Origin of the sequence: Cohnella sp. AR92 (assembly GCF_003990975.1) — a bacterium.
Classification (GTDB): Bacteria; Bacillota; Bacilli; order Paenibacillales; family Paenibacillaceae; genus Cohnella.
On sequence record NZ_RZJR01000004.1, the window covers coordinates 355,699 to 380,362 of the forward strand.

At 59.6% G+C, this 24,664-nt stretch carries 17 protein-coding genes and 1 pseudogene; 3 read left to right on the forward strand and 15 right to left on the reverse strand.

Annotated features, from left to right (window positions below; translation table 11 throughout):
• Nucleotides 1-10 precede the first annotated feature (10 nt).
• From ELR57_RS08660 to ELR57_RS08690, 7 genes are all read right to left on the reverse strand, one after another.
• Nucleotides 11-484, reverse strand: coding sequence for a DUF2231 domain-containing protein (locus ELR57_RS08660; RefSeq protein ID WP_126958619.1), 474 nt, complete (start codon nucleotides 482-484; stop codon nucleotides 11-13).
• A gap of 272 nt (nucleotides 485-756) precedes the next feature.
• A complete protein-coding gene (locus ELR57_RS08665) occupies nucleotides 757-1,443 on the reverse strand; it encodes an HAD family hydrolase (RefSeq protein ID WP_126958620.1) in 687 nt (228 codons plus the stop codon).
• A 59-nt stretch (nucleotides 1,444-1,502) separates the two neighbouring features.
• Nucleotides 1,503-1,889 (reverse strand): tautomerase family protein, encoded by a 387-nt coding sequence (locus ELR57_RS08670; protein ID WP_126958621.1) that lies wholly within the window; start codon nucleotides 1,887-1,889, stop codon nucleotides 1,503-1,505.
• 254 nt (nucleotides 1,890-2,143) lie between these two features.
• On the reverse strand, nucleotides 2,144-3,961 hold the full coding sequence (locus tag ELR57_RS08675) for a thiamine pyrophosphate-binding protein (RefSeq protein ID WP_238162451.1): 1,818 nt from the start codon (nucleotides 3,959-3,961) through the stop codon (nucleotides 2,144-2,146).
• Nucleotides 3,919-4,707 carry a glucose-1-phosphate cytidylyltransferase gene (gene rfbF / locus ELR57_RS08680; RefSeq protein WP_126958623.1) on the reverse strand — a complete coding sequence of 263 codons (789 nt, stop codon included), beginning with the start codon at nucleotides 4,705-4,707 and terminating at the stop codon, nucleotides 3,919-3,921. Before rfbF ends, ELR57_RS08675 begins: the two co-directional genes overlap by 43 nt.
• Nucleotides 4,704-6,032 (reverse strand): lipopolysaccharide biosynthesis protein RfbH, encoded by a 1,329-nt coding sequence (gene rfbH, locus ELR57_RS08685; protein ID WP_192896551.1) that lies wholly within the window; start codon nucleotides 6,030-6,032, stop codon nucleotides 4,704-4,706. Before rfbH ends, rfbF begins: the two co-directional genes overlap by 4 nt.
• A gap of 876 nt (nucleotides 6,033-6,908) precedes the next feature.
• Nucleotides 6,909-7,664: a hydroxypyruvate isomerase family protein gene (locus ELR57_RS08690; protein WP_126958625.1), complete on the reverse strand. Its 756-nt coding sequence runs from the start codon at nucleotides 7,662-7,664 to the stop codon at nucleotides 6,909-6,911.
• A gap of 185 nt (nucleotides 7,665-7,849) precedes the next feature.
• On the opposite strand from ELR57_RS08690, the gene ELR57_RS08695 reads away from it, so the two are divergent.
• Together ELR57_RS08695 and map are read left to right on the forward strand one after the other, a co-directional pair.
• Nucleotides 7,850-8,470: a TetR/AcrR family transcriptional regulator gene (locus ELR57_RS08695; protein ID WP_126958626.1), complete on the forward strand. Its 621-nt coding sequence runs from the start codon at nucleotides 7,850-7,852 to the stop codon at nucleotides 8,468-8,470.
• Nucleotides 8,464-9,213, forward strand: a complete 750-nt coding sequence (gene map / locus ELR57_RS08700; RefSeq protein WP_126958627.1) for a type I methionyl aminopeptidase — start codon at nucleotides 8,464-8,466, stop codon at nucleotides 9,211-9,213. Before ELR57_RS08695 ends, map begins: the two co-directional genes overlap by 7 nt.
• Before the next feature lie 74 nt (nucleotides 9,214-9,287).
• Here map and ELR57_RS08705 read toward each other — a convergent pair whose 3' ends face one another.
• The 5 genes from ELR57_RS08705 to ELR57_RS08725 form a co-directional block, all read right to left on the reverse strand.
• Complete coding sequence (locus ELR57_RS08705; RefSeq protein WP_126958628.1) at nucleotides 9,288-10,145, reverse strand: VOC family protein; 858 nt, start codon at nucleotides 10,143-10,145, stop codon at nucleotides 9,288-9,290.
• A 143-nt stretch (nucleotides 10,146-10,288) separates the two neighbouring features.
• Nucleotides 10,289-10,909, reverse strand: a complete 621-nt coding sequence (locus tag ELR57_RS08710) for a permease (RefSeq protein WP_126958629.1) — start codon at nucleotides 10,907-10,909, stop codon at nucleotides 10,289-10,291.
• A gap of 98 nt (nucleotides 10,910-11,007) precedes the next feature.
• Nucleotides 11,008-11,601 carry a TetR-like C-terminal domain-containing protein gene (locus ELR57_RS08715; protein WP_126958630.1) on the reverse strand — a complete coding sequence of 198 codons (594 nt, stop codon included), beginning with the start codon at nucleotides 11,599-11,601 and terminating at the stop codon, nucleotides 11,008-11,010.
• Nucleotides 11,579-12,334 (reverse strand): MBL fold metallo-hydrolase, encoded by a 756-nt coding sequence (locus tag ELR57_RS08720; RefSeq protein ID WP_126958631.1) that lies wholly within the window; start codon nucleotides 12,332-12,334, stop codon nucleotides 11,579-11,581. Before ELR57_RS08720 ends, ELR57_RS08715 begins: the two co-directional genes overlap by 23 nt.
• Nucleotides 12,335-12,408: 74 nt before the next feature.
• Nucleotides 12,409-12,843, reverse strand: coding sequence for a DUF4362 domain-containing protein (locus ELR57_RS08725; RefSeq protein ID WP_126958632.1), 435 nt, complete (start codon nucleotides 12,841-12,843; stop codon nucleotides 12,409-12,411).
• Between the two features lie 170 nt (nucleotides 12,844-13,013).
• Between ELR57_RS08725 and ELR57_RS08730 the strand changes: the two genes are divergently transcribed.
• The gene (locus ELR57_RS08730) at nucleotides 13,014-13,985 is read left to right on the forward strand and encodes a D-2-hydroxyacid dehydrogenase (protein WP_126958633.1); all 972 of its coding nucleotides are present in this window, start codon (nucleotides 13,014-13,016) and stop codon (nucleotides 13,983-13,985) included.
• A 40-nt stretch (nucleotides 13,986-14,025) separates the two neighbouring features.
• Here the strand turns inward: ELR57_RS08730 and ELR57_RS08735 are convergent, their stop codons facing one another.
• From ELR57_RS08735 to ELR57_RS08745, 3 genes and pseudogenes are all read right to left on the reverse strand, one after another.
• On the reverse strand, nucleotides 14,026-20,778 hold the full coding sequence (locus ELR57_RS08735; RefSeq protein WP_126958634.1) for an S-layer homology domain-containing protein: 6,753 nt from the start codon (nucleotides 20,776-20,778) through the stop codon (nucleotides 14,026-14,028).
• Between the two features lie 166 nt (nucleotides 20,779-20,944).
• A complete protein-coding gene (locus ELR57_RS08740) occupies nucleotides 20,945-23,656 on the reverse strand; it encodes a glycoside hydrolase family 31 protein (protein WP_238162452.1) in 2,712 nt (903 codons plus the stop codon).
• Nucleotides 23,657-23,838: 182 nt separating this feature from the next.
• Nucleotides 23,839-24,642: pseudogene (locus tag ELR57_RS08745) on the reverse strand (IS256 family transposase); the annotation flags it as partial.
• Nucleotides 24,643-24,664: the final 22 nt, after the last annotated feature.

A 24,664-nucleotide genomic window follows, 5' to 3' on the forward strand; every position in this document is an offset into this window, starting at 1 on the left:
TCCCCTTCTGCTATCCATCATGATTTCCCTTGGGCGGATTAACCGAAGTCCCGTTAACCTTCACGCCTACGCCGTTGTCGTATACCATTTTGCCGCCATAGTACCCCGTACCCAAGACCAAACCGCACGAGGCAACCGCAACGGCCAAATAAACGACGAGGGTCGTCCGGACAAGGGACTGCTTGCCCCGGAACAGCAGGAACAGCCTTGCGGCGACCAGAAGGGTGACGGCCCAAGCCGTGATATCCGCCAACGTACTGTGGATATCCAAGAATGACGTATTGCCGTGCGCATCCTCTTCCGGTCCCGTCGCCACGGACAGCCAAGCGGATAGAGCGGCCGCAAGCCAAATCCATATTCCCTGGCTAAGCGGCAGAGCGCGCCGCCGAATCGAGACGAACAGGTCATACAAGAGACCGACGGTAATCAGCACAATGGGAAAATGGACAAGAATAGGATGCGCGTGGTTTAGAATCTCATTCAACAATGGACTTTTCCCCTTTGAGAATCATTTATTCCCTAACGGGGTCATCGTAACAGGTTATTATTTATTTTTTATTAACTCATAAGCTGCAGCGAAAATCGATTCCGGGCCGGAGTTACTTAGATATTCGAAGTTACGGGGGCTGTCGGAGGGTAATTGGGCTGGAGTAGTGTATTGTAGTAATAACAGGAAAGCCAAAATGCGACACTTAATCCGGGTTTCCGGAGAGTGTCGCATTTTTCATGGGGCAGTCCTTATGCTCCGATATCTCTTCACCCGCGGGCGGGCTTCGGAGTTCCTTGCTTGTGAAGGCGGCTCATCCATTCGTCGAACGGCAGCTGCGCGAGCGAGGTCGGAATGGTCAGATCCGCCTCGGAGAAGTCCATGAAGGCGGTCAGCTCGTTCGGCACCGCGACGCCGAACAGGCCGGCCGACTTGGCGGCGCGCAGCCCGTTGACGGAATCCTCGATCGCAATCGCCTCTTCGGGGCGAACGTTCAGGGATTCGACGGCCAGCTTGTACAAAGCGGGATCCGGCTTGACCTTCTCCACCTCGTCCGCCGTATGGATGGCCTGGAAGTAGGGCAGCAGCCCCTTCTCCTCCAGATGAGGCAGAACGGAGCTTCTGTACGAGCTCGTCGCGATCGCGAGGCCGAAGCCCCGGCGCGACGCCTCCTCCAGCACGTGAAGGACGCCCGGCCGAACCTCCACGTTCTTCACTTTCTCGGCGAAGGACATCTCGTACTTCTGCTGGATCTCCTCGCGATTGAGCAGGAGCCCGGTCTGCTGCTCCAGATCTTTAAAGGGGTCGTAGGCTCCCCAAGTGCCGATGCCCTTGGCCCACTTGGCCAGCGAAAGCTCAAGGCCGTACTCGTTAAAAATCCCTCGGAAAGCATCGTAAGCGACCGACTCGGTATCCATTATCGTTCCATCAAAATCAAAGACGATAGCGCGTATCATGGTTTCCCATCTCCCCGGTACAAAAAAAGAATGCGAATGTATTCGTTCCCCGCCGTCCGTCAAACGTCGATTCGATAAGGAAGCTCCAGCTCGTCCGCCGGCATGCCGTTCATTCCCCAATTCAAACGCGGCGATTCCAGCAGGACGATCTCCAGATCGTTCGCCATCAGGCCGCAGGAGGCCGCTCTCTCGTAGATAAGATTGATCAATTCTTTCTTGGCCCGATCGGAACGCCCTTCGAAGATAAGAATCTCGATGATCGTGTAATGCTCCGAGCGGCCTGCAGGGTAAAGGAAATCATCTCTCTCCAGCCAGAAGAACCGTTGAAACTTATCCGTCTCCGGAATGTGGAACGCTTCTACCAAGCTCATATGAATCATGTCGGACAAGGTTAAGCGAATAGCGCCAAGCTTGTCCCGTATTCCGTATATTTTGACTTGCACCATGCAGGCTCGCCTCCTATCTATAAGTCATTCGTTTACCCATATGATATATACGAATCATCATAGCATTGTTTTCAATTTAATTTTCAGAACAATTTTCAAACTTTTTTGACCAAATTTCGTCTCATTGGCGCTTATCATAGCGGAATCGGGGAAAAAGGGATGTCAAAAGAGTCACAGAATGAAGTCTTCTTCCCTTATTTTGTCTGAAACGTGAACAACTCAAACACCCCGCCGACGCAGGTTCGGCAGGGCGGTCATTCGTTTATCGGGTTCACTTCCAGAAGCCGGCGGAGGAGCTCCCCGGGCAGCGGCGGGTCCATGTCTTCCGGCGGCTTGTTCACCCCAAGCTTCGGGACGACATCCGCCGATCCGCTCACTTCGATCTCCAGCAATCCCACATCAGTGAGGCCAGCCCACCCCTTCTCCAGCACCTCGGCCGCCGTCGCTCTCCTCGAGGGCAATCCGTAGGCTTCCGCCAGATGGACGAGATCCGGGCAGCCGTAGCCTTGAACCGTCGAGCCGAGCCTGCCTTCAAAATTCTGATCCTGGAATTGCCGCACCATCCCCAGCGAGCGATTGTTCAGAACGAGGAGGAGAAGGGGAAGACGCAAGCGGACCATCGTCTCCAGCTCCTGGATATTGACCTGGAGCCCGCCGTCTCCCGCGATCACGACAAGGCGGCGGCCCGGCGAAGCAAGCGCCGCCCCGATCGCCGCGGGCAGCGCGAAGCCCATCGCCCCCATGCCTCCGGCATTCAGCAGCCTCTGCCCTTCGCGCAGCCGCAGCGACTGGCTCGCCCACATCTGATGCTGGCCGACGTCCAGGCAGATCAGATCGTCCTCGCGAAGATGAGCTGCGAGCGACTTAAGCAATAGAGTCGGATGAGGAACCTCGCCCTCAAGCCGTTCCTTCAGCAAGCTCCGGTTCGCTTGCAGGTGAATTCGCCACGGCTCCCAGCATGCGGATGCCTTCTCGCCATCCGGCTCCGTCCAGCGCGCGGACAGCTGCTTCAGGAACCTTCCGACGTCCGCATGCACCGGCAGCTCCGTTCTCACCTTGCGGCCAAGCTCGTTCGCATCGATGTCGACATGGATGACTTTGGCTTCGCGGGCGAACCATTCCGGCCGGGTGCCGGTCTGCCTCGTATCCAGTCGCGAGCCGAGCACGAGCAGGAAGTCGCTGTTGGCAACCGCCAGATTCGCCTGCCGGTGGCCGTAGGTGCCGATAAGCCCTAGAAAATGCGGCCAATCCGCCGGAAGAGCATCCAATCCGAGCAGCGAGGCGACGCTGGGCAGCTTCGTCAGCTCCAGCCATTCGCGCAAAGCCTCGACGGCGCCGCCGCTCCGGACACCGCCGCCGATCAGCACAAGCGGTCGCTTCGCTGCAAGCAGCAGCTTCATCGCCTGCTCGGCCCCTTCCGCCGCCCCGCGACTAAGCTCCGCCTGCTCCTCCCGATAACGTTTGAACTCCTCGCCGGCCCAATAAGACCGAAGCCGCTCCGGCACTACCTCCGCTCGCTGCACGTCCATCGGCAGGTCCAGCAGAACTGGCCCCGGCCTTCCCGTACGCGCGAGATGCAGCGCGCGTTCTAATGCAAACCGAATGTCCTCCGCCTGCGTCACCAGCTCGGCGTGCTTCGTGATCGGCTTCGCGACGGATACGATGTCCGTCTCCTGGAACCCGTTCTGCCGCACGGGAGCGTCGAATTTGAACTCGTAGGTGTTCACTTGTCCTGTAATAAACAAAGCTGGAATCGAATCGAAGTAACAGCTCCCGATACCGGTGAGCAGGTTGAGAGCCCCCGGTCCGCTCGTCGCCATCGCGACCCCGATGCCGCCCGAGCCGGCGCGGGCGCGGGCGTAGCCTTCGGCGGCGAACGCCGCCGCCTGCTCGTGGTGCATGGACACCGCCTCGAGCCGAGGATGCTCGTGAACGGCGTCCAGCAGATGCGCGATGGCGCCGCCGGCCATCTCGAACACGTGCCCGACCCCCGCAGCCGCCAGAAAATCCGCCACATAACGCGCGACCTTCATGGGCTCCACCTTTTCCACGGCGCCTTCCCGTTTGCCCACATGGCCTCCAACAGCTTCTGGTCCCGGAGCGTGTCCATCGGCTGCCAGAAGCCGCGATGCGCATAAGCCTTCAGCTCCCCCGCCGCCGTCAACCGCCGCATCGGCTCCTGTTCGAATACCGTGTCGTCCCCCTCGATCCCATCCAAAGCCTCTGGCTGCAACAGGAAGAACCCCCCGTTCACCCAGCCCCCGTCCCCTCTCGGCTTCTCCGCGAACCCCGCGACCTCTCCATCCTCCAGCAGCTCCAGAGCTCCGAACCGCCCCGCGGGCTGAACCGCCGTCACCGTCGCCAGCTTGCCATGCGCTTGATGGAATTCGGCGAGCCGATTTAACTCGATATCCGCCAGCCCGTCCCCGTATGTCATAAGGAACGTCTCCCGCTCGTTCAGATATTTTCGGATCCGCTTCAATCTCCCGCCGGTCATCGTATCGCGCCCCGTATCCACCAAGGTGACCCTCCAATCGTCCGCGCACGGCTGATGAACGGTGATCCCGCCGCCCTCCGCGCCTCCCAGCCGAATGGTGACATCCGATTCCCGCAGCCAATAATTCGCGAAGTACTCTTTGATCATGAAGCCTTTGTAGCCGAGGGGGATGACGAAGTCGGTTATGCCTTGATGAGCGAGCAGCTTCATCAGATGCCAGAGAATCGGACGATCCCCGATCTCGACGAGCGGCTTGGGACGAATGGACGTCTCTTCGCTGAGTCGGGTGCCGTATCCCCCAGCCAGGATGACTGCTTTCATCCCGATCTCCCCTTCCCGAGCGCTTTGCGGATCGAACTTGCGGAGTGAGCGAGCATCTCTTCCGTCAAGCCCGGGTAGACGCCGATCCAGAACGTGCGGTTCAGGATGAGGTCGGATACGGGCAGCTCCCCGTGAATACGGTGAGGAATGGCGGCGTAAGCCGGATGGCGAAGCAGATTCCCTGCAAAAAGCAGCCGAGTGCCGATGCGGGCGCGATCGAGTTCGGTCAGCAGCCGGAGGCGGGTTGCGGGCGCGTTGTCTCTTAGGGTAATCGGGAAGCCGAACCAGCTCGGCTCGCTTCCCGGCGTGGGCTCCGGCAGGATCAGAGCGTCTTGAAGCGAAGATAAAGCTTCGTATAGGTAGGCGAAGTTGCGGCGCCGAGCTTCGATAAAGGACGGCAGCTTGGCTAACTGGGCAACGCCGATGGCCGCCTGCATGTCCGTCGCCTTGAGGTTGTAGCCGATGTGGCTGTAGATGTACTTGTGATCGTAGCCGTGCGGCAGGTCGCCGAGCTTCCAGTCCCAGCGGCGTCCGCAAGTGTTGTCCTCGCCGGGCTCGCACCAGCAATCCCTTCCCCAGTCGCGGTAGGACTCCACGATTTTGCGAAGCAGGGGGCTCGAGGTCAGCACGGCGCCGCCCTCTCCCATCGTCAGATGGTGCGCCGGGTAGAAGCTGAACGTCGCGAGATCGCCGAACGTGCCGACCGGCTTCCCTTCATAGAGCGAACCGACCGCATCGCAGCAGTCCTCGATCAGCCAGAGGCCATACTTGTCCGCCAAGCGGCGAATCTCCGTTAGGTTGAACGGATTGCCGAGCGTATGGGCGAGGATGATCGCTCGGGTGCGCGGGCCGATCGCCTGCTCCAGCCGTTCGGAAACGTCTATGTTGTAGGTGGGCAGGGAGACGTCGGCGAACACGGGAACGAGCCCGTTCTGCAGGATCGGATTCACCGTCGTGGGAAAACCCGCCGCAACCGTCAGCACCTCGTCTCCGGGAAGAAGCCTTTTTCCGCCCAGTCGCTCCGAAGTGAGAGCGGCGACCGCCAGCAGATTCGCGCTGGAGCCGGAGTTCGTGAGCAAGGCGAACCTCCGCTGCTGGAAGGCGGCGAACTCCTTCTCGAACCGGCGGGCGAAGCGCCCGGTCGTCAGGTGGAAGTCGAGCGAGGCCTCCAGGAGAGACGCGACCTCTGCGCGGTCGAACACTTTGCCGCTGACCGGAACCGGGTCGATGCCCGGGCGAAAGCTCCGCTTCGGCCAAGCCGCCGCCGAGTAAGCCCCCGCAAGCTGCACGATCTGCGCGCGAAGGGCATCCGCTTCCTTGGACATCGGCACAGCCCCCTTGTACACAGGTGTAAGTGCAATATTCATATGTTCCGGGAACGGCGATGGTGTGGGGGGGCGCCGGAGCTCGGGACGGGGCAGGCGAAGTTTCTGCGTCCGAGATCGTGCCGTACGGCAACATCTACGTAGGATCGCGGTCTTGCTGCGGCCGAGATAGTGCCGTACGGCAACATCTACGGGGGATCGCCGCCTCGCTGAGGCCGAGATCGTGCCGTACGGCAACATCTCCGCGGGATCACCGTCTCGCTACGGCCGAGATAGTGTCGTATGGCAACATCTACGGGGGATCGCCGCCTCGCTGAGGCCGAGATCGTGCCGTACGGCAACATCTCCGCGGGATCACCGTCTCGCTACGGCCGAGATAGTGCCGTATGGCAACATCTCCACGAGTTGGCGGTCATGACTCACCAGAAGGGGATATGTGCGTTTGCTGGGGGCAAGTTGGGTTGCTATTACTTGCCTAATGGGGATATGTGTATTTGCTGGGGGCAAGTTAGATTGCTACTACTCACCGGATGGGGATATGTGCGCTTTTTTGGGGGCAAGTTGGGTTGCTGTTACTCACCGGACAAGGATATGTACGTTTGTTGGGGGCAAGTTGGGTTTCCGCTACTCACCGAACGGGGATATGTGCGTTTGCTGGGGGCAAGTTGGGTTGCTGCTACTCACCTGATGGGGATATGTGCGTTTGCTGGGGGCAAGTTGGGTTGCTGCTACTCGCCTGATGGGGATATGTGCGTTTGCTGGGGGCAAGTAAAAGCAATAGCAAAGGCGCCCAAAAGGGCGCCACCTGCTAGGCTCGTACTTGTCAGCCTCGACCGACTCTCGCTTAAGAGATTTGCTATCTACTCTTGCCGTCTATTATCTCGTCATCTCGAGCGCGCGCGCCAGAGCGGCCTCCGTCGGTTCGCTTCCGAAATATTCGAGGCCGACATAGCCTTGGTAGCCCGTTTCCCGGATCGCCGCGAACACGTACGGGTAATTGATCTCCCCGTTGTGCAGCTCTCCGCGTCCGGGATGGCCCGCCGCATGGAAGTGGCCGATCCATTCGACGTTCGCGCGGATCGTCCGAATCAGATCGCCTTCCGTGATCTGCTGGTGATAGATGTCGTACAGCACTTTGACCTTCCGACTGCCGACCTCCCGCACGATCGAGAATGCCTCTTCCGCCGATGACAAATAATACCCGGGATGATCCACCGCCGTGTTCAGCGGTTCGACCAGCAAAGTAACTCCTGCCGCTTCCAACAGGGGAACGCACTCCCTGAGCCCGTCAATCATATGCTGACGTTGAAGCTCTCTGGAGACGCCGGGGCGATCGTCGCCTGTCTGAGTGATGAGCCGAACGCAGCCGACGCTCCGCGCAGCCTCGATCGACTGCTTCAAGCCCTCTATGTATTCACTACGGCAATCCGGATCGACCAAGCTGACGAAGCGAGTGCAGAACGTTGCGACCGTTACGCCATTCGCTTCTGCCGCCTCTCGAATAGAAGCCAGATCCTTGTCCCACCAAGACCAGAACTCGATGGCGTCATACTCGTTCTCGCGTGCCAGACGAACAGCTTCCGGAGTGGGAATGCCGCGATAAACAGCGTCCGTACAGATGGATAATTTCATGCTGAACTCTCCTCCTCCGCTAAGGCAAAACCGACAATATCGCTTTCTTTTCCCATTGTACTGCCTGGAGAAGACCATGGGAAGAAGGGCGCTTCGCTTGACACCCCCGTTCAATTGGCGTACCCTGATTTTATATCGACATGACAGCAGGTCAAAAAAAAGCCATCCGAAGGAGGTTCCCGTCCATGTCGCCAAGAACGAAAGAGCAGAACGATGTCATCCGGGAGCAGCGATTCCAGCAGATTCGCTCTGCCGCCGCAGACGTCTACCTGGCCATGGGGACCGCCTTCGAGATCCGGGACGTCGCCCTGAGAGCGGGTGTCGGGTACGGAACCGTCTATCATTATTACAACAATAAATTCACGCTGCTCGCAGACCTGCTCTGGGGCGCCTTCGAGACCTCGCGCGAGCTGACTCGCGCCAAGCTGTCCGGAGTGCCCTCGTGGAGCGTCCTGGAGCGGTTCTCCTCCAGCCTGCTCAAGCAATGGGAACGGGAACCGGCGACTTTTATCCTGTATAAAATGGCTTCCGAGAAGTTCCACCAGCTGCCTGCAAGCGTGATTGGCGAGCTGCCGCAGCGCTTCGAGAACGAGCTTTTCGTTCCGGTTGCCGAAGCTTTCGCGGGAGTCGCGGACTCCGGCATGGCCGAGGAATCGGCGAATGTGCTTATCGGCTCGCTGGTAGGATGCGCGGGCTTATGGCTCTACCATAACCATCCCGCCCTGGACGCGGAGCGAACGTCTCGCCTGCTGCTGGCCGGAATCAAGCAGACTGCGACAGCAAGAGAGGAGCAACAACCATGTTAACTTTAAAATCTCCAAGCGAGATTGAGCAAATGAAGCCGGCAGGAGCGATCGTCGCCGCCTGCCACCGCGAGATCGCCAAGATGATCCGTCCGGGCGTATCCACCTGGGATATCGAGGAGCTTGTCGACGATATCCTGCACCAAGCCGGCGCCCGCGCCTATACAAAGGGCTACAAGGGCTTTAAATACGCCACCTGCGCTTCGGTCAACGAGGTCATCGCTCATGGTTTTCCGAATAAGAATCCGTTGAAGGAAGGGGACATCGTCACGATCGACATCGTCTCCCAGCTCGATGGCTGGATCGGCGATTCCGCATGGACTTATGCGGTCGGCCAAGTGTCCGAGGAAGCCGAGAAGCTCATGCGCGTGACGAAGGAGTGCCTCTATATCGGGATCGAGAAAGCCGTCGTCGGCAACCGGATCGGCGATGCCATGCATCCGCTGCAGAAGCATGCGGAAGCGAACGGCTACTCCATGGTTCGCGACCTTGCCGCCCACGGGGTCGGCCGGGAACTTCACGAGGAGCCCAGCTTCATCCATGTCGGCAATCCGGGCAAGGGCTTCCGCTTTCAGGAAGGAATGGTCCTGACCATCGAGCCGATGGTGAACGCCGGCACCTGGCGCATGAAGATCGATGCCGACGGCTGGACGTGCCGCACGGCGGACGGCAAGCTGTCCGCCCAATATGAGCACACGATCGCCATCACGAAGGACGGTCCGGTCATTCTGACGGCGCAAGACTAATAGAGGCAAACAAGACTAAGCAAGCCCTCCCTCCTCCGTTCCGGAAGATAGGAGGGCTTTTCTCTGCTTGAATATTATCGGACGAGCAATCGAATCGCGATGCCGGCGGGATCCTTCACCCGAAGCTCCCCGTCTTTCCGCACATAAGGATAATCTGCCGCTTGCAACCTGGTCTCTACCTCGTCGAGAGCGTCCGGATTCGGCACGACGATCTCGTAATCCTTCAAGCCGACCGCCGCTTCCGGGGCGAGCTTCGCTCCTACGCCGGCCCAAGTATTGAGGCCGATGTGATGGTGATAGCCGCCTGCGGAGACAAAAAGCGCCGCATCGCCGTATTTCGTTATCAGATCGAAGCCAAGCAAGCCGCAATAGAACTGCTGGGCGGCAGGAATCTCCGACACGTGAAGGTGAATATGCCCCATCGTCGTTCCCGGGGGAAGCCCCTCCCATCGGGTCCGGCCAGCCAGCGCCAGAAGGCTCTCGACGTCTACCGGATCCGTGCCCATACGGATCGAACCGGAAGGCTCGTACTCCCACTGTTCTCTCGGACGATCCGCGTAGATCTCGATGCCATTGCCGTCCGGATCGTTCAAGTAGAACGCTTCGCTCACCAAATGATCGCCTTGGCCTAGGGGAACGCCGCTCTCGGCGAGATGCCGAACGGCAACGCCGAGCGACTTGCGGTCCGGCACGAGAATCGCGAAGTGATAGAGCCCGGCGTGCCTGCGGGTCAGTTGCGCCGGATTCGGCACCTCTTCAATCACCAGCAACGGTCGCTCTCCGTCCACGGACAATTCGGCGGCACGATTGCCCTTCTCCTGGACGAAAGTAAAACCGATGATCTCTTGATAATAACGAATCGAACGCTCCAGATTGCTGACCTTGAGGCGTACGAGTCCGATGTGCGTATCGGGATGTATACTCGTCGACATCGAAATGTCCTCCTTGCGTAGGCTAAACCCGCCTCCTAGGCCAATGTCAGCCCCGTCAGCGTAATTTAGTTACTTTTTGTAAGTATAATACCCCTATACGGAACCGCAGTCAACGCCAAGAGCTTATCATAAGAGGGATCGGCTCAGCCCGAAATAGCCGCATCCCAAATCAGCGAAAGGGCAAGAAACACTCCCATGCCGGTTCCGGCCCATCCGGACAGACGTCTGCCAGCTAAGACCGCCGGGGCGGCAAACGCGTCCGCCTCCGGAAGGCCGGATGCCATTTTCCTGGCGAGAAGGGATCTTGCATACATAACGGTGCCGATGACGACAAGAACAAGCTCCAGGGCGATGCTCGCCTCTCGCCGGGTCCAGAGCCCGAGACCGAGGAGCGGCAGATCTCCGGCGTTGCCGGGTAGCAGCGGAAGATCCTCCCGATGAACGACGAGGTCCAGAACCCAGTGGCTCATCGTTACCCCCGCAATGATCGTTCCGGACTTGAGCCCCCATCTCCATCCCGCCAAACACCCGGCCAAGAGGGCAAGAAGAAGCGCTCCGACGAGCGAGTGCGTATAGGCTGCATGAATGAGGCTGCTGCCGTAGCCATGCGTTCCTTCGACCGTCTCTATCGTTTCATGCCCGGACAGGAGAAGCGGCACGAACGCGACATCCAACAATTGGGTGCTAAGCATCAACGCCCACAGCGGTGTTTGGCGGGTGCCAGACTTCACGGCGGCAGCGAGCGCGAAATGACCTGCGAACATTCCGTTCACATCCCTTTCTTGTTAAAAATGGGTTTCGCGGGCTCTGGCATCCAGCCACCCGCATCCGACGGTGAACAGCAGCATGAACACGATAAAGCTCATGTCGGCACTCCTTCCGAAGCCTCGTTCCTTCTCGCCTTTACACCGGCAATAAAGGTCTCCACCATAAGACGAAACGTATCGTCCAGATCAAGTTTTATGCCGAAGCCTCCTTGCCTCTCCAAGGAGGCAAAGCCGTGCAGGAAGCTGCGGACGGCGCGAACGGCGTGAATGGCTGCATCCCCTTGCAGCCCATAGGCCCCGATCGCCTGGACGGCGCGATCGACTACGAGAGCCGCCGCCTGCTTCAATTCCGTATCGTCGGGCTCCGGAGCCCGCTGAAAGGCTTCATATAGTCCCGGATGCTCACGGGAGAAAGACAGATAAGCTCGGCAGAAGGCCATTAGCGCTTCGTCCCCCAAGAGATTTGCCGCCGCGCCGTCCAGCTTGGTCAGAAGCAGCTCCAATCCCTTAAGTGCCAAGAGACGCCGCAGCTCGGGAAGGCCGTTCACGTGATTGTAGAGGGACGGTGAGCGAATGTTCAACTGGCTAGCTAGCGAGGCAAGCGTAACGGACTCCAGTCCTTGCTGGTCCGCCAGTTCCGTGGCCGCTTCTAGAAGGGTAGGCAGATCAAGTCCGATTCTGGGTGACATTCGAATTCGAGCTCCTTTTGATTTGCAGATTGCGTTCCGCTTCCTCAACGGCGCGAGCGATCGCATCTGCCGGATTCGCAAGCATCCGGCCGTGGCCGACCGCGAGCAGAGACGGGTTCAGCTGCCGCAGCTTCTTGACGCTGGCCAGACTGTCTTCCTTGCTCCAGGTAGCCATCGCCGGGAATGGGAACAACGCCTTGACCTGGCCGGAGACGGCGATGCCGCCTCGCACTTGCATAGCGTCTCCCGCTATCAAGCTTAGGGAGCGAACGTCGAGGTAGGACATCGAGCCCGGCGTATGCCCGGGAGTCGAGAACGCCTGGAGCGAGCCGATGCGGTCGCCTTCCTTCAGCAGAACGTCCGGCTTCGTCCGGATCTTGCCAGGCTTCGGAACCGCCCCTTTGATCGGTCCCGCGAACTCGCCGGGATCGAGCGAGCTGTCTCCAACCAGCAAGCGCGCGTCCCGCGCCGGAACGTACACCGTCGCTTCCGGCAAAGCAGCCTTCAGAGCATCGAGCGCGCCGATATGGTCTCCGTGCGCGTGAGTCAGCACGATCCGCGCGATCGGCTTGCCGATGTCTCGAGCAGCCTGCAGAATGCCCTTGGCGCTAAAAGGCATCGCCGTATCGATCAGCGTCAGGCTGTCTTCTTCTTCGACGAAATAAGCATTCACCGGAAAGAAACGAGGCATAAACGCCAATTGGTAAACCTTTTGCTCACGGGTGATTTTCACGAAGACCACTCCCTTAATCATTAACTAACTGGATTAGTTTTATAATAACTAATTCCATTAGTTTTGGCAAGGGGTTATTCGTCGAAACCGAAAATGGAGAACTCCTCCTGCTCGCCATCGCACCCGGATAGCTGCACTCTTCGAGAATCCGGGTCCTCCGTCCAACCGATCTCGTCGCAGACGAGCTGCATTCGTTGGATGTCCGGGCTTGCATAGACGTCTCGCGTATTGTCGATCGTCAGATAGATGCGGCCGTCCTGCTGGTCCGAGCGCAAGTCGTAGATGATTTTGCCGCCTTCGAGGGTGTTGCTCACGGCTAGTATGTAATCGAATTTGTTTAGCTTGCCTTGCGTGACGAAGCGTTCCATGCGTTCGCGGTCTTGCTTGTCGAAGCGAATCAGCACGTTGGAGTTCATTCTCGAGCTCTCCGTCTTATAGTTTGAGCAGCCTGCCAGGAAAATGACCATTGAGATCAAACCGACGAGCGTCGTAAGGAATCGGGTTCTCATTGACGTTCTCTTACCTCCTCTATCGTTTGCAGACTTGATCTTCTTTTTACGCCATTTCCTCCCATAAGTTCCTTATAGTCACTTTGAGCTTCTTCGCCCGATCCGATACGATAGGAGTATACGTTAAAAGGCAGGCTGCCTGCGGCTGTCGCGCCAGAGGAGGCATTAGGATGCGCATCGTCGTGCTGGATGGATACGTGCTGAACCCCGGGGATCTGAGCTGGGAGGAACTGAATAGGCTTGGCGACGAGGTCGTCGTGTACGACCGAACGCCTCCGGAGCTCGTCGTGGAGAGAAGCCGGGGAGCGGCCATTCTGCTTACCAACAAAACGCCGCTTCGGGCGGACACGATCGAGCAATTGCCGGGCCTTGCCTATATCGGAGTGCTCGCCACCGGGTACGATATCGTCGACGTCGCCGCCGCCGGGGCTCATGGAATTACCGTCACCAACGTTCCATCGTACGGGACGGAATCGGTCGCGCAGTTCGTGTTCGCGCTGCTGCTGGAACTCTGCCACCATGTCGGGTCGCACAGCGAATCGGCTCGCTCCGGAGAATGGGCAGCCAGCACCGACTTCTGCTATTGGCGCTCCCCTCTCGTCGAGTTGAGCGGCAGAACGCTCGGCATCGTCGGCATGGGCCGCATCGGCGAGAGCGTGGCGCGCATCGCGGAGGCGTTCGGCATGCGGGTCATCGCCTCGGGACGGCAGGGCTCTGCGGCGCAGCCGAACGGCATCGCGCCGCAGGTGCCGCGCGTGGAGCTGGACACGCTGCTCCGCGAGTCGGATGTCGTCAGCCTGCATTGCCCGCTGACGCCGAAGACCGAGCGGCTCATCAACCGCGACACCCTCGCCAAGATGAAGCCCGGCGCGCTGCTGATCAACACCGCGCGCGGCAAGCTGATCGCGGAGGCGGACCTCGCCGCCGCGTTGAACGAAGGGCGGATCGCGGGCGCTGCCGTCGACGTGCTGTCGACCGAGCCGCCGGCGCCGGACAATCCGCTGCTCTCCGCCCGCAACTGCATCGTGACGCCGCACATCGCCTGGGCGTCTTCGGAAGCCCGCAAGCGGCTGCTCGGCATCGCCGTCTCCAACGTAAGAGCCTTCCTTGACGGTACGCCAACGAATGTAGTCTCCAAGTAAAACGAAGGAGCAGGGATCGAATCCCTGCTCCTTCGTCTGTTTAATCGATGAGTCCGGCGTATTGAAGCATCCGCTTCAGGATCGTCGCCGCTTCCGCGCGGGAAGCTTGCGCGGAAGGCGCGAATCGGCCGTCCTCCGTCCCTTGGACGATTCCCGCGGACGTCGCTTGCGCGGTCGCCGCCTGCGCCCAATCCGAGATGCCGTCGCGATCCTTGAACTTCGCGAGAGCTTGATCCGTTGCCGCCCGGAGGTTCTCTCCCTTCGCCAGTTCGACAATCCTGGCGATCATGACGGCCATCTGCTCGCGGGTAATGCTGTCGCCCGGATGGAAGGATCCGTCCGCCATGCCCTGCACGATGCCGTACTCGGCCGCGACAGACACATCTTCCGCATACCAGGAGCCGGCTGCCACATCGGAGAAGGAGCGACCGGATGCTCCGTCTTGATGGCGCAAGCCAAGCGCCCGAACGAGCAGCGAAGCGAATTCGGCGCGGTTGATCGGACGGTCCGGAGCGAACTGCTGCTCGGAGATTCCCTTCACGATGAGCTTGGAAGCAAGCAGCTCGATGTCCTTCTTCGCCCAATGGGACGCGATATCCGAATACGTCTTCGGATGCTTCGCCACGACATAGAGGCTGTTCGTCGTGCTGCGGATCGCTGCCGTCGTCTTGCCTCCCGCGAAGGAGAACGTCGCCGGTACGAAGCGGAAGCTGCCGCCCGCCGGGTCGAAGACGAGAACGGTGCTGGCGCTTGCCGGCCATTCTCCTTCGACGGTGATCGTGCGCCCAACGAAGGTCGTGCCGAAGCCGCCGATCTCTTGAGCGACTCCATTCGCCGTCAACTGGATACTGAACTCGACCGGGTCGCCGGCCAGCTCGATTCCTTGTTCGCCGGCCGCTTTCTTCGCCGCGGCAGCCTTATCCGCGTCCGCCGGACGAACGATAATGCTCCAGATCGCCTCTTCGGGATTGGCGATCGTTCTGCCTTCTAACAGCTTCGAGATAACGCTTAGCGGCAAGGTATAGGTTGCCGACCCGTTCCTCACCTCGATAACGCCTTGAGGATGAGCGGCGAACGCCGCTTGCAAGCCGGACACGGAGAAGCGGACACTGCCATTCAAGCCCGGTGCCCCCGCATCGAATACGACGGTCGATTCCTTCGATTCGATCAGGAGCCGGTCGTTCGCTTCCGTCCCGCTCTCGCTCTCCGGCTGGCTTCCGCCGCCTGGGCCTCCGGACGAAGGTGCGCTGGCGACCGTTACGCGATAGCCTCTCGTCTCATCGCCCAGCGTAACCAGAAGATAGGTCGCTCCCCGCTGCTTGGCGGTCAGCTTTCCGTCCGCGCCGATGCTCGCCACTTGATCGTCCAGGACGGCGAAGCTCGCTTGCGAGACGACATTCTCTTCGGTCGAATCGACGACCTTTAGGACCGTCGCGCTTCCCGGTGTCACCGACAAGCTAGTTATTGCCGCAGCGCTGTCTCCAGCCTGTAGTACGAAAGGCAGCTTCGAGCTGGCGAAGCCTCGGCCAAGCTCGCTGACCGTAAGCGAAGACGCGTTCGAGACGTCGGCGATCCGGGCTCCCCGGATGATGACGTTATCGATCTTCAGTCCGCCCTTCACGGTCGAGGACATCTCGATTCCTTGCGTGCCCGCTCCGTCGACGACGATATTCTTCAGCAGCACGTCCTGCAGGGAGAAGTCTCCTTGCACCGCGATTCCCAGGTACGTGCTGTCCAGGGCGACATTATCGCGGACGATAATCTCTCCGTCCATGTCCTTGTCGCTCGCGAACACCCAGAGAGCGCCGAGGTCTCTCTGATAGCCCGTATCGTAGCTGCCGGTCCGGATCATCGTGTTGCGTTCGACGATCGTCGTACCGCCGAAAGGAACCGGATTGAAGCGCGTCGATACCGCGATGCCCGCTCCGTTCGCGATCGTATCGGAGACGATGTTGTCCTGCACCTTGTTGCCGATCCCCCCGAACACGACGATATTATCCGCCAGCCAAGGCAGCGAGACGTTGTTGAACCGCGCGACATTGTCGATGCTGGCGCGCCCTTCCGCCGACCAGATCGCGATGCCGTCGTCTCCCGGATAACGAACATCCGATTGCTCCATCATGCTGCCCGTCGTTCCCACGCAGAAGTTGATGCCGTCCGCCATCAGATCGCGGATGCGCAGGCCCGCCATGTAGAGACCGTGAGTGTACTCGTCGCTTTCCTTCAGCTTGGTCAGCCACAGGCCGGCCTTCGTGTGCTCGATCCACACGTTCTGGATGACCGATCCGGGACCGAAGCCGCCGTGAAAAGCATTCGTGATCGCTTCGTCGTCGCGGACGTTGATGCCCCCGTCGATGAGCAGATCGTATACTTGTATGTTGCTGCCCTTGCCGACGAATTTCGCTCCGTTCAGCTGGGTGTACCACATGCCCGCCCCTCGAATCGCGACTTGATCCAGGTAGAGCAGACCGTCGCCCAGCTCGAATTGTCCCGCCGGGAACCAGACTCCGGTATGAGCTTCCTGCGCGGCGGCCATCGCTTGCTTGAAGGCCGACGTGTCGTCCTGGCCGTCGTTCGCCGCTGCTCCGTAATCCGTGACGGACACGAAGCCCTGCGGCTTAGCCAGCGGATCCGCGACTTGCTCCAGATCGGCCAGGTCCACGATGTAATAGTCCGCATGGCTGTCCGCATCCTTCATCAGCCGGATCGTCGACCCTGCCGGAACGTCTTCAATCAAGGCATGCATCTCGTCGAAAAAGCGGTGCGCGCTTCCTTGGTTCGGATCGTTCGACCAAGGGTAGCTGCCGTATTCCCATGCGTACTTGGACGTGAGCTCCAGCTTCTTGCGGAATTGCCCGTTGACGTAAAGGCCCAGCGTCTCCGTCTGCCCCTGACCGTCTTCGCTGTCCGGAATGGAATAGCGAAGCACGATCGAGTTGGCGGCCTTCGCCGTCTTGAACTCCACGTATTGGCCCGTCTCGGACAGCTTCACCGCTTGCCGTCCCGAGGCTTCGGAGGCGACTTCGCGGTATACTCGCGACGGTCCGATCAACGTTCCGTTCGTCGTTCCTTGCTCCGCCTCATACGTGGTATACGGCAAGGTAGCGCCGCGCGCCGCCTTGTTCACGCTGTCTTTGACGGTGAGGGAGTCGATCGACACCTCTCCCGCGTCCGCCGAATCCAGTTCCAGCGTGACCGAGTTGATTCCCGCGCGAAGCTGCAAAGCAAGCTCCGCGTCCGTCCATTCGGATGCGACCGGAAGCGAAATCGCTTGGGCGAACAACCCGTTCACGTAAACGTTCAGGCTCTTCGCGCCAGCCTCTCTATTTACGTAACGAATCGAGGTGTTATACCCTCCTGCGGATTGGGCGTTGACGGCCCAGATCAGCTTATCTCCGATGGCGGCGAATCCTTCCGCGTAGCCATTGCCGGAATAACCCGTAACGGCTGTCGATGCCGCGACTTCGCCGCTGGCGAACGCATCTTCGGCTTCGTAAACGACATCGGCCGTAACCGGATTGAACGACCAGCGAACGGCGTCGGGGGAGCTCTTCGCCGCCAGCTTAACGGCTGCCGCCGTATGAGTAAGATACAGCGCCGGACTCGCCGCGTTGCGGACGGTTCGATAGCCGAGGTTCTCCTCGATCGTCCATTGCGCTTCGTTCAGAATCTTCGCCGTGCCTGTCGCCGCGATCAGCTCACCGTCAGCATCAAGGACGAGCAGACGTCCGGATGCTTTGTTCTTGATGAGCTTGCGGCCGTTGAAGTCCTGCAGCAGCCATTCCGACGCCGCGTTGCTGGTCTCCGTCAGAACGATCGAGCCGTTCGTGTCGGACAGCTTCTTCGAGCCGAACGAAATTTCGACGTACCGGGAGTCGTCCTGCGTCGGCGTGCTTGTTTGGTCGTTGCGGATGCCGCCGTCAGACGGCTTCTCGAACTGGGCGGGAGCCGCGACGAATTGCCACGACAGCGACCCGTACGAGACCGGGAGAAGGCCTCTCTCCGCATAGCCGGCTGAACTGTTCACGTGAATGTACTCGTCGTTCATGCTGCCGTCCAAGCTGCGAATGCGTACGCTCGCGCCGTCGGCGGCCGCTTCGAGCGCCCACTGCGCGGCCGGGTTCGACGCGCTTGCCGCAACGCTCTCCACGTAGCGGTAATCCCCGTTCACCGCGAGGTAATGGCCGGTTACCCGGTTCTTCACGCGGGTCTTGCCGTCCGTCGTCTCCAGAATCCAATGGGAGTAGCCGTTAGAGGCCTCCACATTGCCGTATAAAACAACGCCGGAAGCATTCTCATAGAGAGATTGACCGTTTAACGAGCTGCGGATCTGAATATAGCCGGTCGGCCACTGCGGGACTGCCGCGTCCGCCGCTTCCAGTTTGAATTCCGCCGAAGGCAAGAGCTTGCCGTCCTCGCCCTTGACCGTCTTGCTAACCTTCACCGCGCCGTCGGCATCCTCCGTCTTGATATAGTGGGAGGCCCATGCGCTCCGGAACGCGACGTACCCTTCGTCCGAAGCGTTCTCGAGAACCCACTTGGCGCTGCCCCAAGACGGATAGATCGTCTTCAGCGTCTGCAGCGGTTCCGGCGGATCCGGCAGCTCGACGTCCGCGCCGACGTTCTCCATCGCGACGTAGTTCCCTGTCGCGGAGTTTCTCAGGCGAAGCGAGCCGTCTCCGGCGTCCTCCAGCCCCCAGACGGACGAAGCGTCGGTCGCCGGCTTTTCCCCGTATTTCACCAGACCCGTCTCGCCGTTCTCCGCATTCGCTTCTTCATACAGAGCCTTGCCGGTCTGCTTATTGATTAGCCTTGCGTAAGCCGGGAGATCGTCCGATACCGGGAGGAACGTCCATCTCGGGCTGCTCCAGCCTCGGTTGATTACGGCATACTCGGCGTACTTCGTCAGGTTCTGAAGGTTGATCAGCCGATCCGTATCCCCTCCGGTGGCAGGGTCGTTCACGCTGCGGATCAGCTTCGATCCGCCGACCGTCTCGATGACCCAGATGGCGCTGGTCCAATCGTCTTGAACCTCCGTCACCCGGATGCGGCCGTTCTTCATCGATTCCAGGTTCACGTAGTGGCCGGTCGCCCGATTCTGGATCCTCTTGCGTCCATGATATTTCTGGATCAGCCATTGATCGCGGCGGTCCGTTCTCGGGTTGCCGTACTTCAGATCGCCGTTGTCGTCCTCGTACAGCACGTACGGCTGCCAAACGTTCTGGATCCGAACGTACTGCGCCGTCCCGTCGACCGGAACGGACGGATCCTCCAGCAGCCACTGGGCTCCGTTCGAATTAGGATCGACGGCGGCGGATTGCGCGTTCGCGTCGCCTTCCGCCAGGCTGAGATACTCTCCTGCGTTCGCTGCGTTCTCGATCGTCATGTAGTCGTCGTACTGCGCGGACGCCTGGATTCGCCATTGATCCGCGCCGTCCGATGCTCCCGCCGACTGGGCGGTCAGCGGAACGCCCGCCGTCGCGTAATGCCCGGTCGCCGCGTTGCGAATGCGTTTCGCCCCGTCGTAGTCCTCGATCACCCACTGATACACCGGGTTGTAGGCATTCGCTGTCCCCAGCGCGCCATGTTTGACGACACCGTTCTCCTCATAGAGATAATCCGTTCCGACGTCGCCTTCCGTGAAGTTGACGATGCGCACCGGCTTCTCGCCCACCGGCTCGATTCGCCAATGGGCATTGGCCAATGTCTCATTGGACCAAGAGTTCGACCTCACATTCGCGTCACCCGGAAATTGCGAATTCAGCACGAAGGTCGAGTCGGTCGCACTCTTGAACGTCACGTAGCCGACAACGGGAGAACCCGCACCGTCGATGGACTCGCCCATGTCCCATTCTAATGCGGCTGGATCCGCTACATTATCGGGGACATTCGTCTCGAGTGCGCGCCAATCCTCCGCCTGAACGATATATTGGCCGGTTGCCGCATTGCGAAGCTTGACCTTGCCATCCTCGCCCTGCTCAAGCAACCACTGGGCATGCGCGTCGCCCAGATCGACCTTGCCGAAGGCGACCACGTCGTTAGGCCGCGTCGGCGCTTCCGGATTGCCCTTTACGTACAAATATTGGCCCGCGCGATCCTGATTTCGAATGAGCACGGGAACCGGGTCCGAGACCGGAATCAGCTTCCATTGCGGACTCTCGAACGTCACGTTGATGTCGGTGCTCGCTTCCGCGAAGCCCAGTTGGTCTTCTTCATGAATAACCAGGTTGCTCGCCGAAGGGACCGTCGCGCTCTTGATGAGCGAGTAACCCGCGCGGCTCGCCGGCTCGATCAGCCAGCGGGTGTCCGGGCCGCTTGCGTCCGCCGTCGTCAAGGCGTCCCGGCGCTGCTTCACGTCCCCGATCGTTATGTAATGGCCGGTTCTGCGATTCTTGATCCGCTTCGCCCCGTCGGTGTCGTCCTCCAGCTGCCAATGAGAGGACTCGTCGCTTGGCGCGGTCAATCCGTAACGGACGATTCCGTTCGAAGATTCATACAGGTAATTGTTCTGCCATTTGTTCTTGATCCGAACGTATCCGTCGATAGAATCGGCAACCGGCTCTAGATCGGACTCTGTCTGCAGAGCTGCCGGGCCGTTCGGATCGATAGACGGATCCGTCGCCGGTTCGGTCGATGGATCGGTCGTCGGATCGGCCGGCTGTTCCGTAGTCTGTTCGATCGCCGCCGGTCCCCCGTCACCGTCCGCGCCTGTTCCTTCCGCGAACACGGGAGCCGCGGTAAGCAGCAGCGCAAGCACTAGGAAGCCGGATAGCCATGCTCGTAACCTGGCCATGAAGTACCCTCCTCTATATAAATGAATTCCCTCCAATCCTAGTAGAAAAGCGCTTCCAATTCGAGGTGCATTCCTCTAATGTTTAGGTGCTATTTTACGATCTCGCAACCTCATGTGAAAAGGCAGCCCTTCAAGCGTCCGAGCACCCGAAGAAGCTGCCTTTCTCTTAATTTTTGATGGTTAGGAGAAAATCGCCTTCCGCGTCGATCGATAGGATCAGACGTCGATTCTTCCCGTCATAGGTCCAGTTTACCTGCTCCTTGCCGCCCGAGAGAGCGACGGAAGCCGGAGCTTCATCAACCTGCTCGACGACGATCTCCAACTCCGCGCCCCTCTCGGAATAGCCGTTGCTTCGAACGCTTGATGTTAGAACCTTCCCGGTCGGGGATTCGCGCCATTCGAACTCTCTCAGCCGGAAGGCTCCGCTCTCATAGGCGTATGTCAGCCCGTCATCCTCATACAAGGAGAAGCTTCCCGTACCGCCGGAGTACACTCTCAGCTTCGTCGAGCCTTCCGGCCGCTCGTTCGCATGCTGCGTCAACGATTGTTCGGGGATGATCGCCCCGGCGCGAACGTAGACCGGCATCGTCTCAAGCGGAGTCTCGGCAAGGATCGAGCGCCCTCCCTCATGCTTCTCGCCGGTCCAGTAGTCGTACCAGACGCCTTCCGGCAGATAGACCGAGCGAGCCGGCGCTCCCGGACGAAGCACCGGAGCCACGAGCAGGTCCCTGCCCAGCAGGAACTGGTCGCAGAGGTTCGAGACGTTGCGGTCCTGCGGGTATTCAAGCAGCAGCGGGCGAACGAGCGGCAATCCTGTCGAAGTCGCCTCATAGAAGAGCGAATACAGGTAGGGCATGAGCTTATACCGAAGGCTCAGGTAGTCGCGACAGATCGCCTCCACCCGTTCGCCGAACAGCCACGGTTCTTGATGGATCGTGTCGATGGCGCTGTGGTTGCGGCAGAACGGATACAAGGCGCCAAGCTGCGTCCAGCGAGCAAGCAGCTCGCCCGTCGTGTTGTGCGAGAAGCCTCCGATGTCCGGTCCCGCGAAGGCGACTCCGGATAGGCCCAGGTTGAGCACCATCGGGATGCTCATCGCCATGTGCTCCCAGTAGCTGCGATTGTCTCCCGTCCATACGGTCGCGTAGCGCTGGATGCCCGCATAACCGGCTCTCGTCAGCACGAAGGGGCGTTCGCCGTTCAGGTTGCGGACCATGCCCTCGTACGTCGCTTTGGACATCAGCATTCCGTACAGGTTGTGCCATTCTCCGTGGGTTTTCGGATTGCCTCCATTGCGGTGAACGACGTCGAGGTCCATGGTCTTGGACGGAACGCCGAAAACAGACGGTTCGTTCATGTCGTTCCAGATGCCGCGAATGCCTTGGTCGATGTAGAACCGGTGAAGATCTCCCCACCACTTGGAGGCAGCCTCGTCCGTATAATCCGTGAAGGCGCTCGGCCCCGGCCATACGTCGCCGACGAACAGATCCCCCTCCAGCTTGGCGCAGAAGTGTCCGTTCCGTACCCCCTCCGCATATACCGGATACCTCGGATCTTTTTTGACCCCGGGATCGACGATCGGAACGACCTTGAACCCCATCTCCGCCAGCTCTGCGATCATGCCGCGAGGGTCGGGGAAGCGCTCGGTGTCCCAGGTGAACACCTTATACTCCTCCATATAATGAATATCCAGATACAGCACGTCGCACGGAATCCGCTTCTCGCGCATCGTCCGGGCAACCGTCAGGAGCTCCTCCTGGCTCATGTAACTGTAGCGGGATTGCTGATAGCCGATCGCCCAGCGAGGGGGCATCGGAGGCCGGCCAGTCAGCGCGGCGTAGCGCTGCACGACATCCTTAAGCCCCGGTCCACTCATCACGTAGAGGTCGAGGTTGCCGTTCTCGGAGCGGATCGTTGCTTGGCTGGAACCGTTAGCGCCGTTGCCGTTGCCATTGCCTTTGCCGCCCATGTCGAACGTGGTCCGGCCCGGGTCGTCGAGCAGGATGCCGGCCGCCGGGCGGTCGTACCGATAGTGGATCAGAAAAGGAATCGACTGGTACAGCGCGTCGATATCCGGAACGTGAGGCTCGTAGACGTCGCTGTTCCACATGTCGTACCTCTCGCCTTTTTTGTCGAGGAAGCCGGTTTTCTCGCCTAGGCCGTAGTAGTGGGAGTCCTCGTGCGCTTCGATCGTGCAGGTCGTCTGGCGCTTGCCCGTCCATTCGATCGAGGAGATGGCGAGGAAGGGTTCTTGTTTGGGGTCCGGGCGGTTGTCCAGTTGGTGAATGCCGGGTTGGTTGCCTCCGGGTTGGTTACTGTCTGCTTGGTTGTCGCCGTTTCCGTAGACTTCGATTCGGCCGGAATCCTTGCGGACGGTGACGATGAGATTCGCGAGCCGCAAGGTATAAGAGGAGTCGTCCTCGGAGATCGCGACGTCGGAGTTGTGCGTGTCGGCTTCGCTGCCCGATGACCCGCCAGCGAGTGGGCCGTTGCTGGGCATGTCGTTAGTCGGCAGGACGTTGCTGGGCAAAGCGTCAGTCGGCGGGGCGTTGCTGAGCAAAGCGTTAGTCGACAGGGCGTTGATTGATGAGCTAGGAGCAGAACGGACGTTGCCCAGAATGGCGGGCGTCGTTCTAAGGTCGGGCATTGCCGCGGCGCCGGATTGGCCGTGCGCCAGCTTCAGCCGGACGATGCCGTCGGCGACCGCCACGACCGCGAGACTGGCTTGGGCTCCGCGCAGGACGAAGCCTTGCTCGCCTGCCGCAAGCGGTTCCGCGGAATGGATTGCGCTATAACGGTGAAGCCTTCGGGAGCCGCCGCTCTCGGAGACGTCGCCTGAATTCGCGTTGTCGGGATGAATCTCTTCGCTGGTCAACATGAGTGATTAGCCACCTCAATCTATCAAGATGGCCTAATCATATCGAAGCGCGCCATCGATGGACATTGGCATCGTTACGCATCTTGTGCGCGATTTTACGGAGGTTGGGTAGAAGGGGGGTCTGTCAATAATTTTGTGTAAACTCATTTATAGAGAATCTCCCCCGAGGGGGAGATCGGCCCTCACGGTAAATGCTGACCGATCCGCTCCGGAAAGAAGACGGAGAGCTGAAGCAGCATTTGCCCCCAGTTTTGGACTCGGCCTGTCCATTTGCGGGTGACGTCCATTGTGACTAGATACAGCATTTTGAGCAGCGCTTCATCCGTCGGAAAGATGCTCTTACCCTTGGTCACCTTGCGAAGCTGCCTGTGGTAGCTCTCGATCATATTCGTCGTGTAAATGAGCTTACGGATTTCTGGTGGATACTTGAAGAACGTCGCCAGTTCGTCCCAATTGGTGCGCCAAGAGCGAACGATAAGCGGGTATTTGGTTCCCCACGTTTCTTCGAAGCGGTCCAGCTCGACAAGCGCCATCTCTTCTGAAACAGCCTTGTAGATGGGCTTTAGATCCGCCGTTACTTTCTTGAGGTCCTTGTATGACACGTAGCGCGTCGAGTTACGGATTTGGTGGATAATACACTTTTGGATCTCGGTCTTCGGATAACAGGCTGCGATCGCTTGAGAGAAGCCGGACAAGTTGTCTACACAGGTGATGAGGATATCCTGAACGCCGCGGTTCTTCAGGTCGTTGAGAACAGCGAGCCAGAACTTTGCCGATTCGTTCTCGCCGATCCACATCCCCAGCACGTCCTTGTTACCATCCAGATCGATGCCAATAACCATGTAGGCGGCTTTATTCACGATGGCGCCGTCTTGTTTCACTTTGAAGTGAATGGCGTCCAGGAATACGACCGCGTAGACGGTTTGCAGCGGTCGATTCTGCCACTCTTTGATGATTGGAACGATCTTGTTCGTTACGTTCGAGACTGTCTCTTATAACTATCTGACG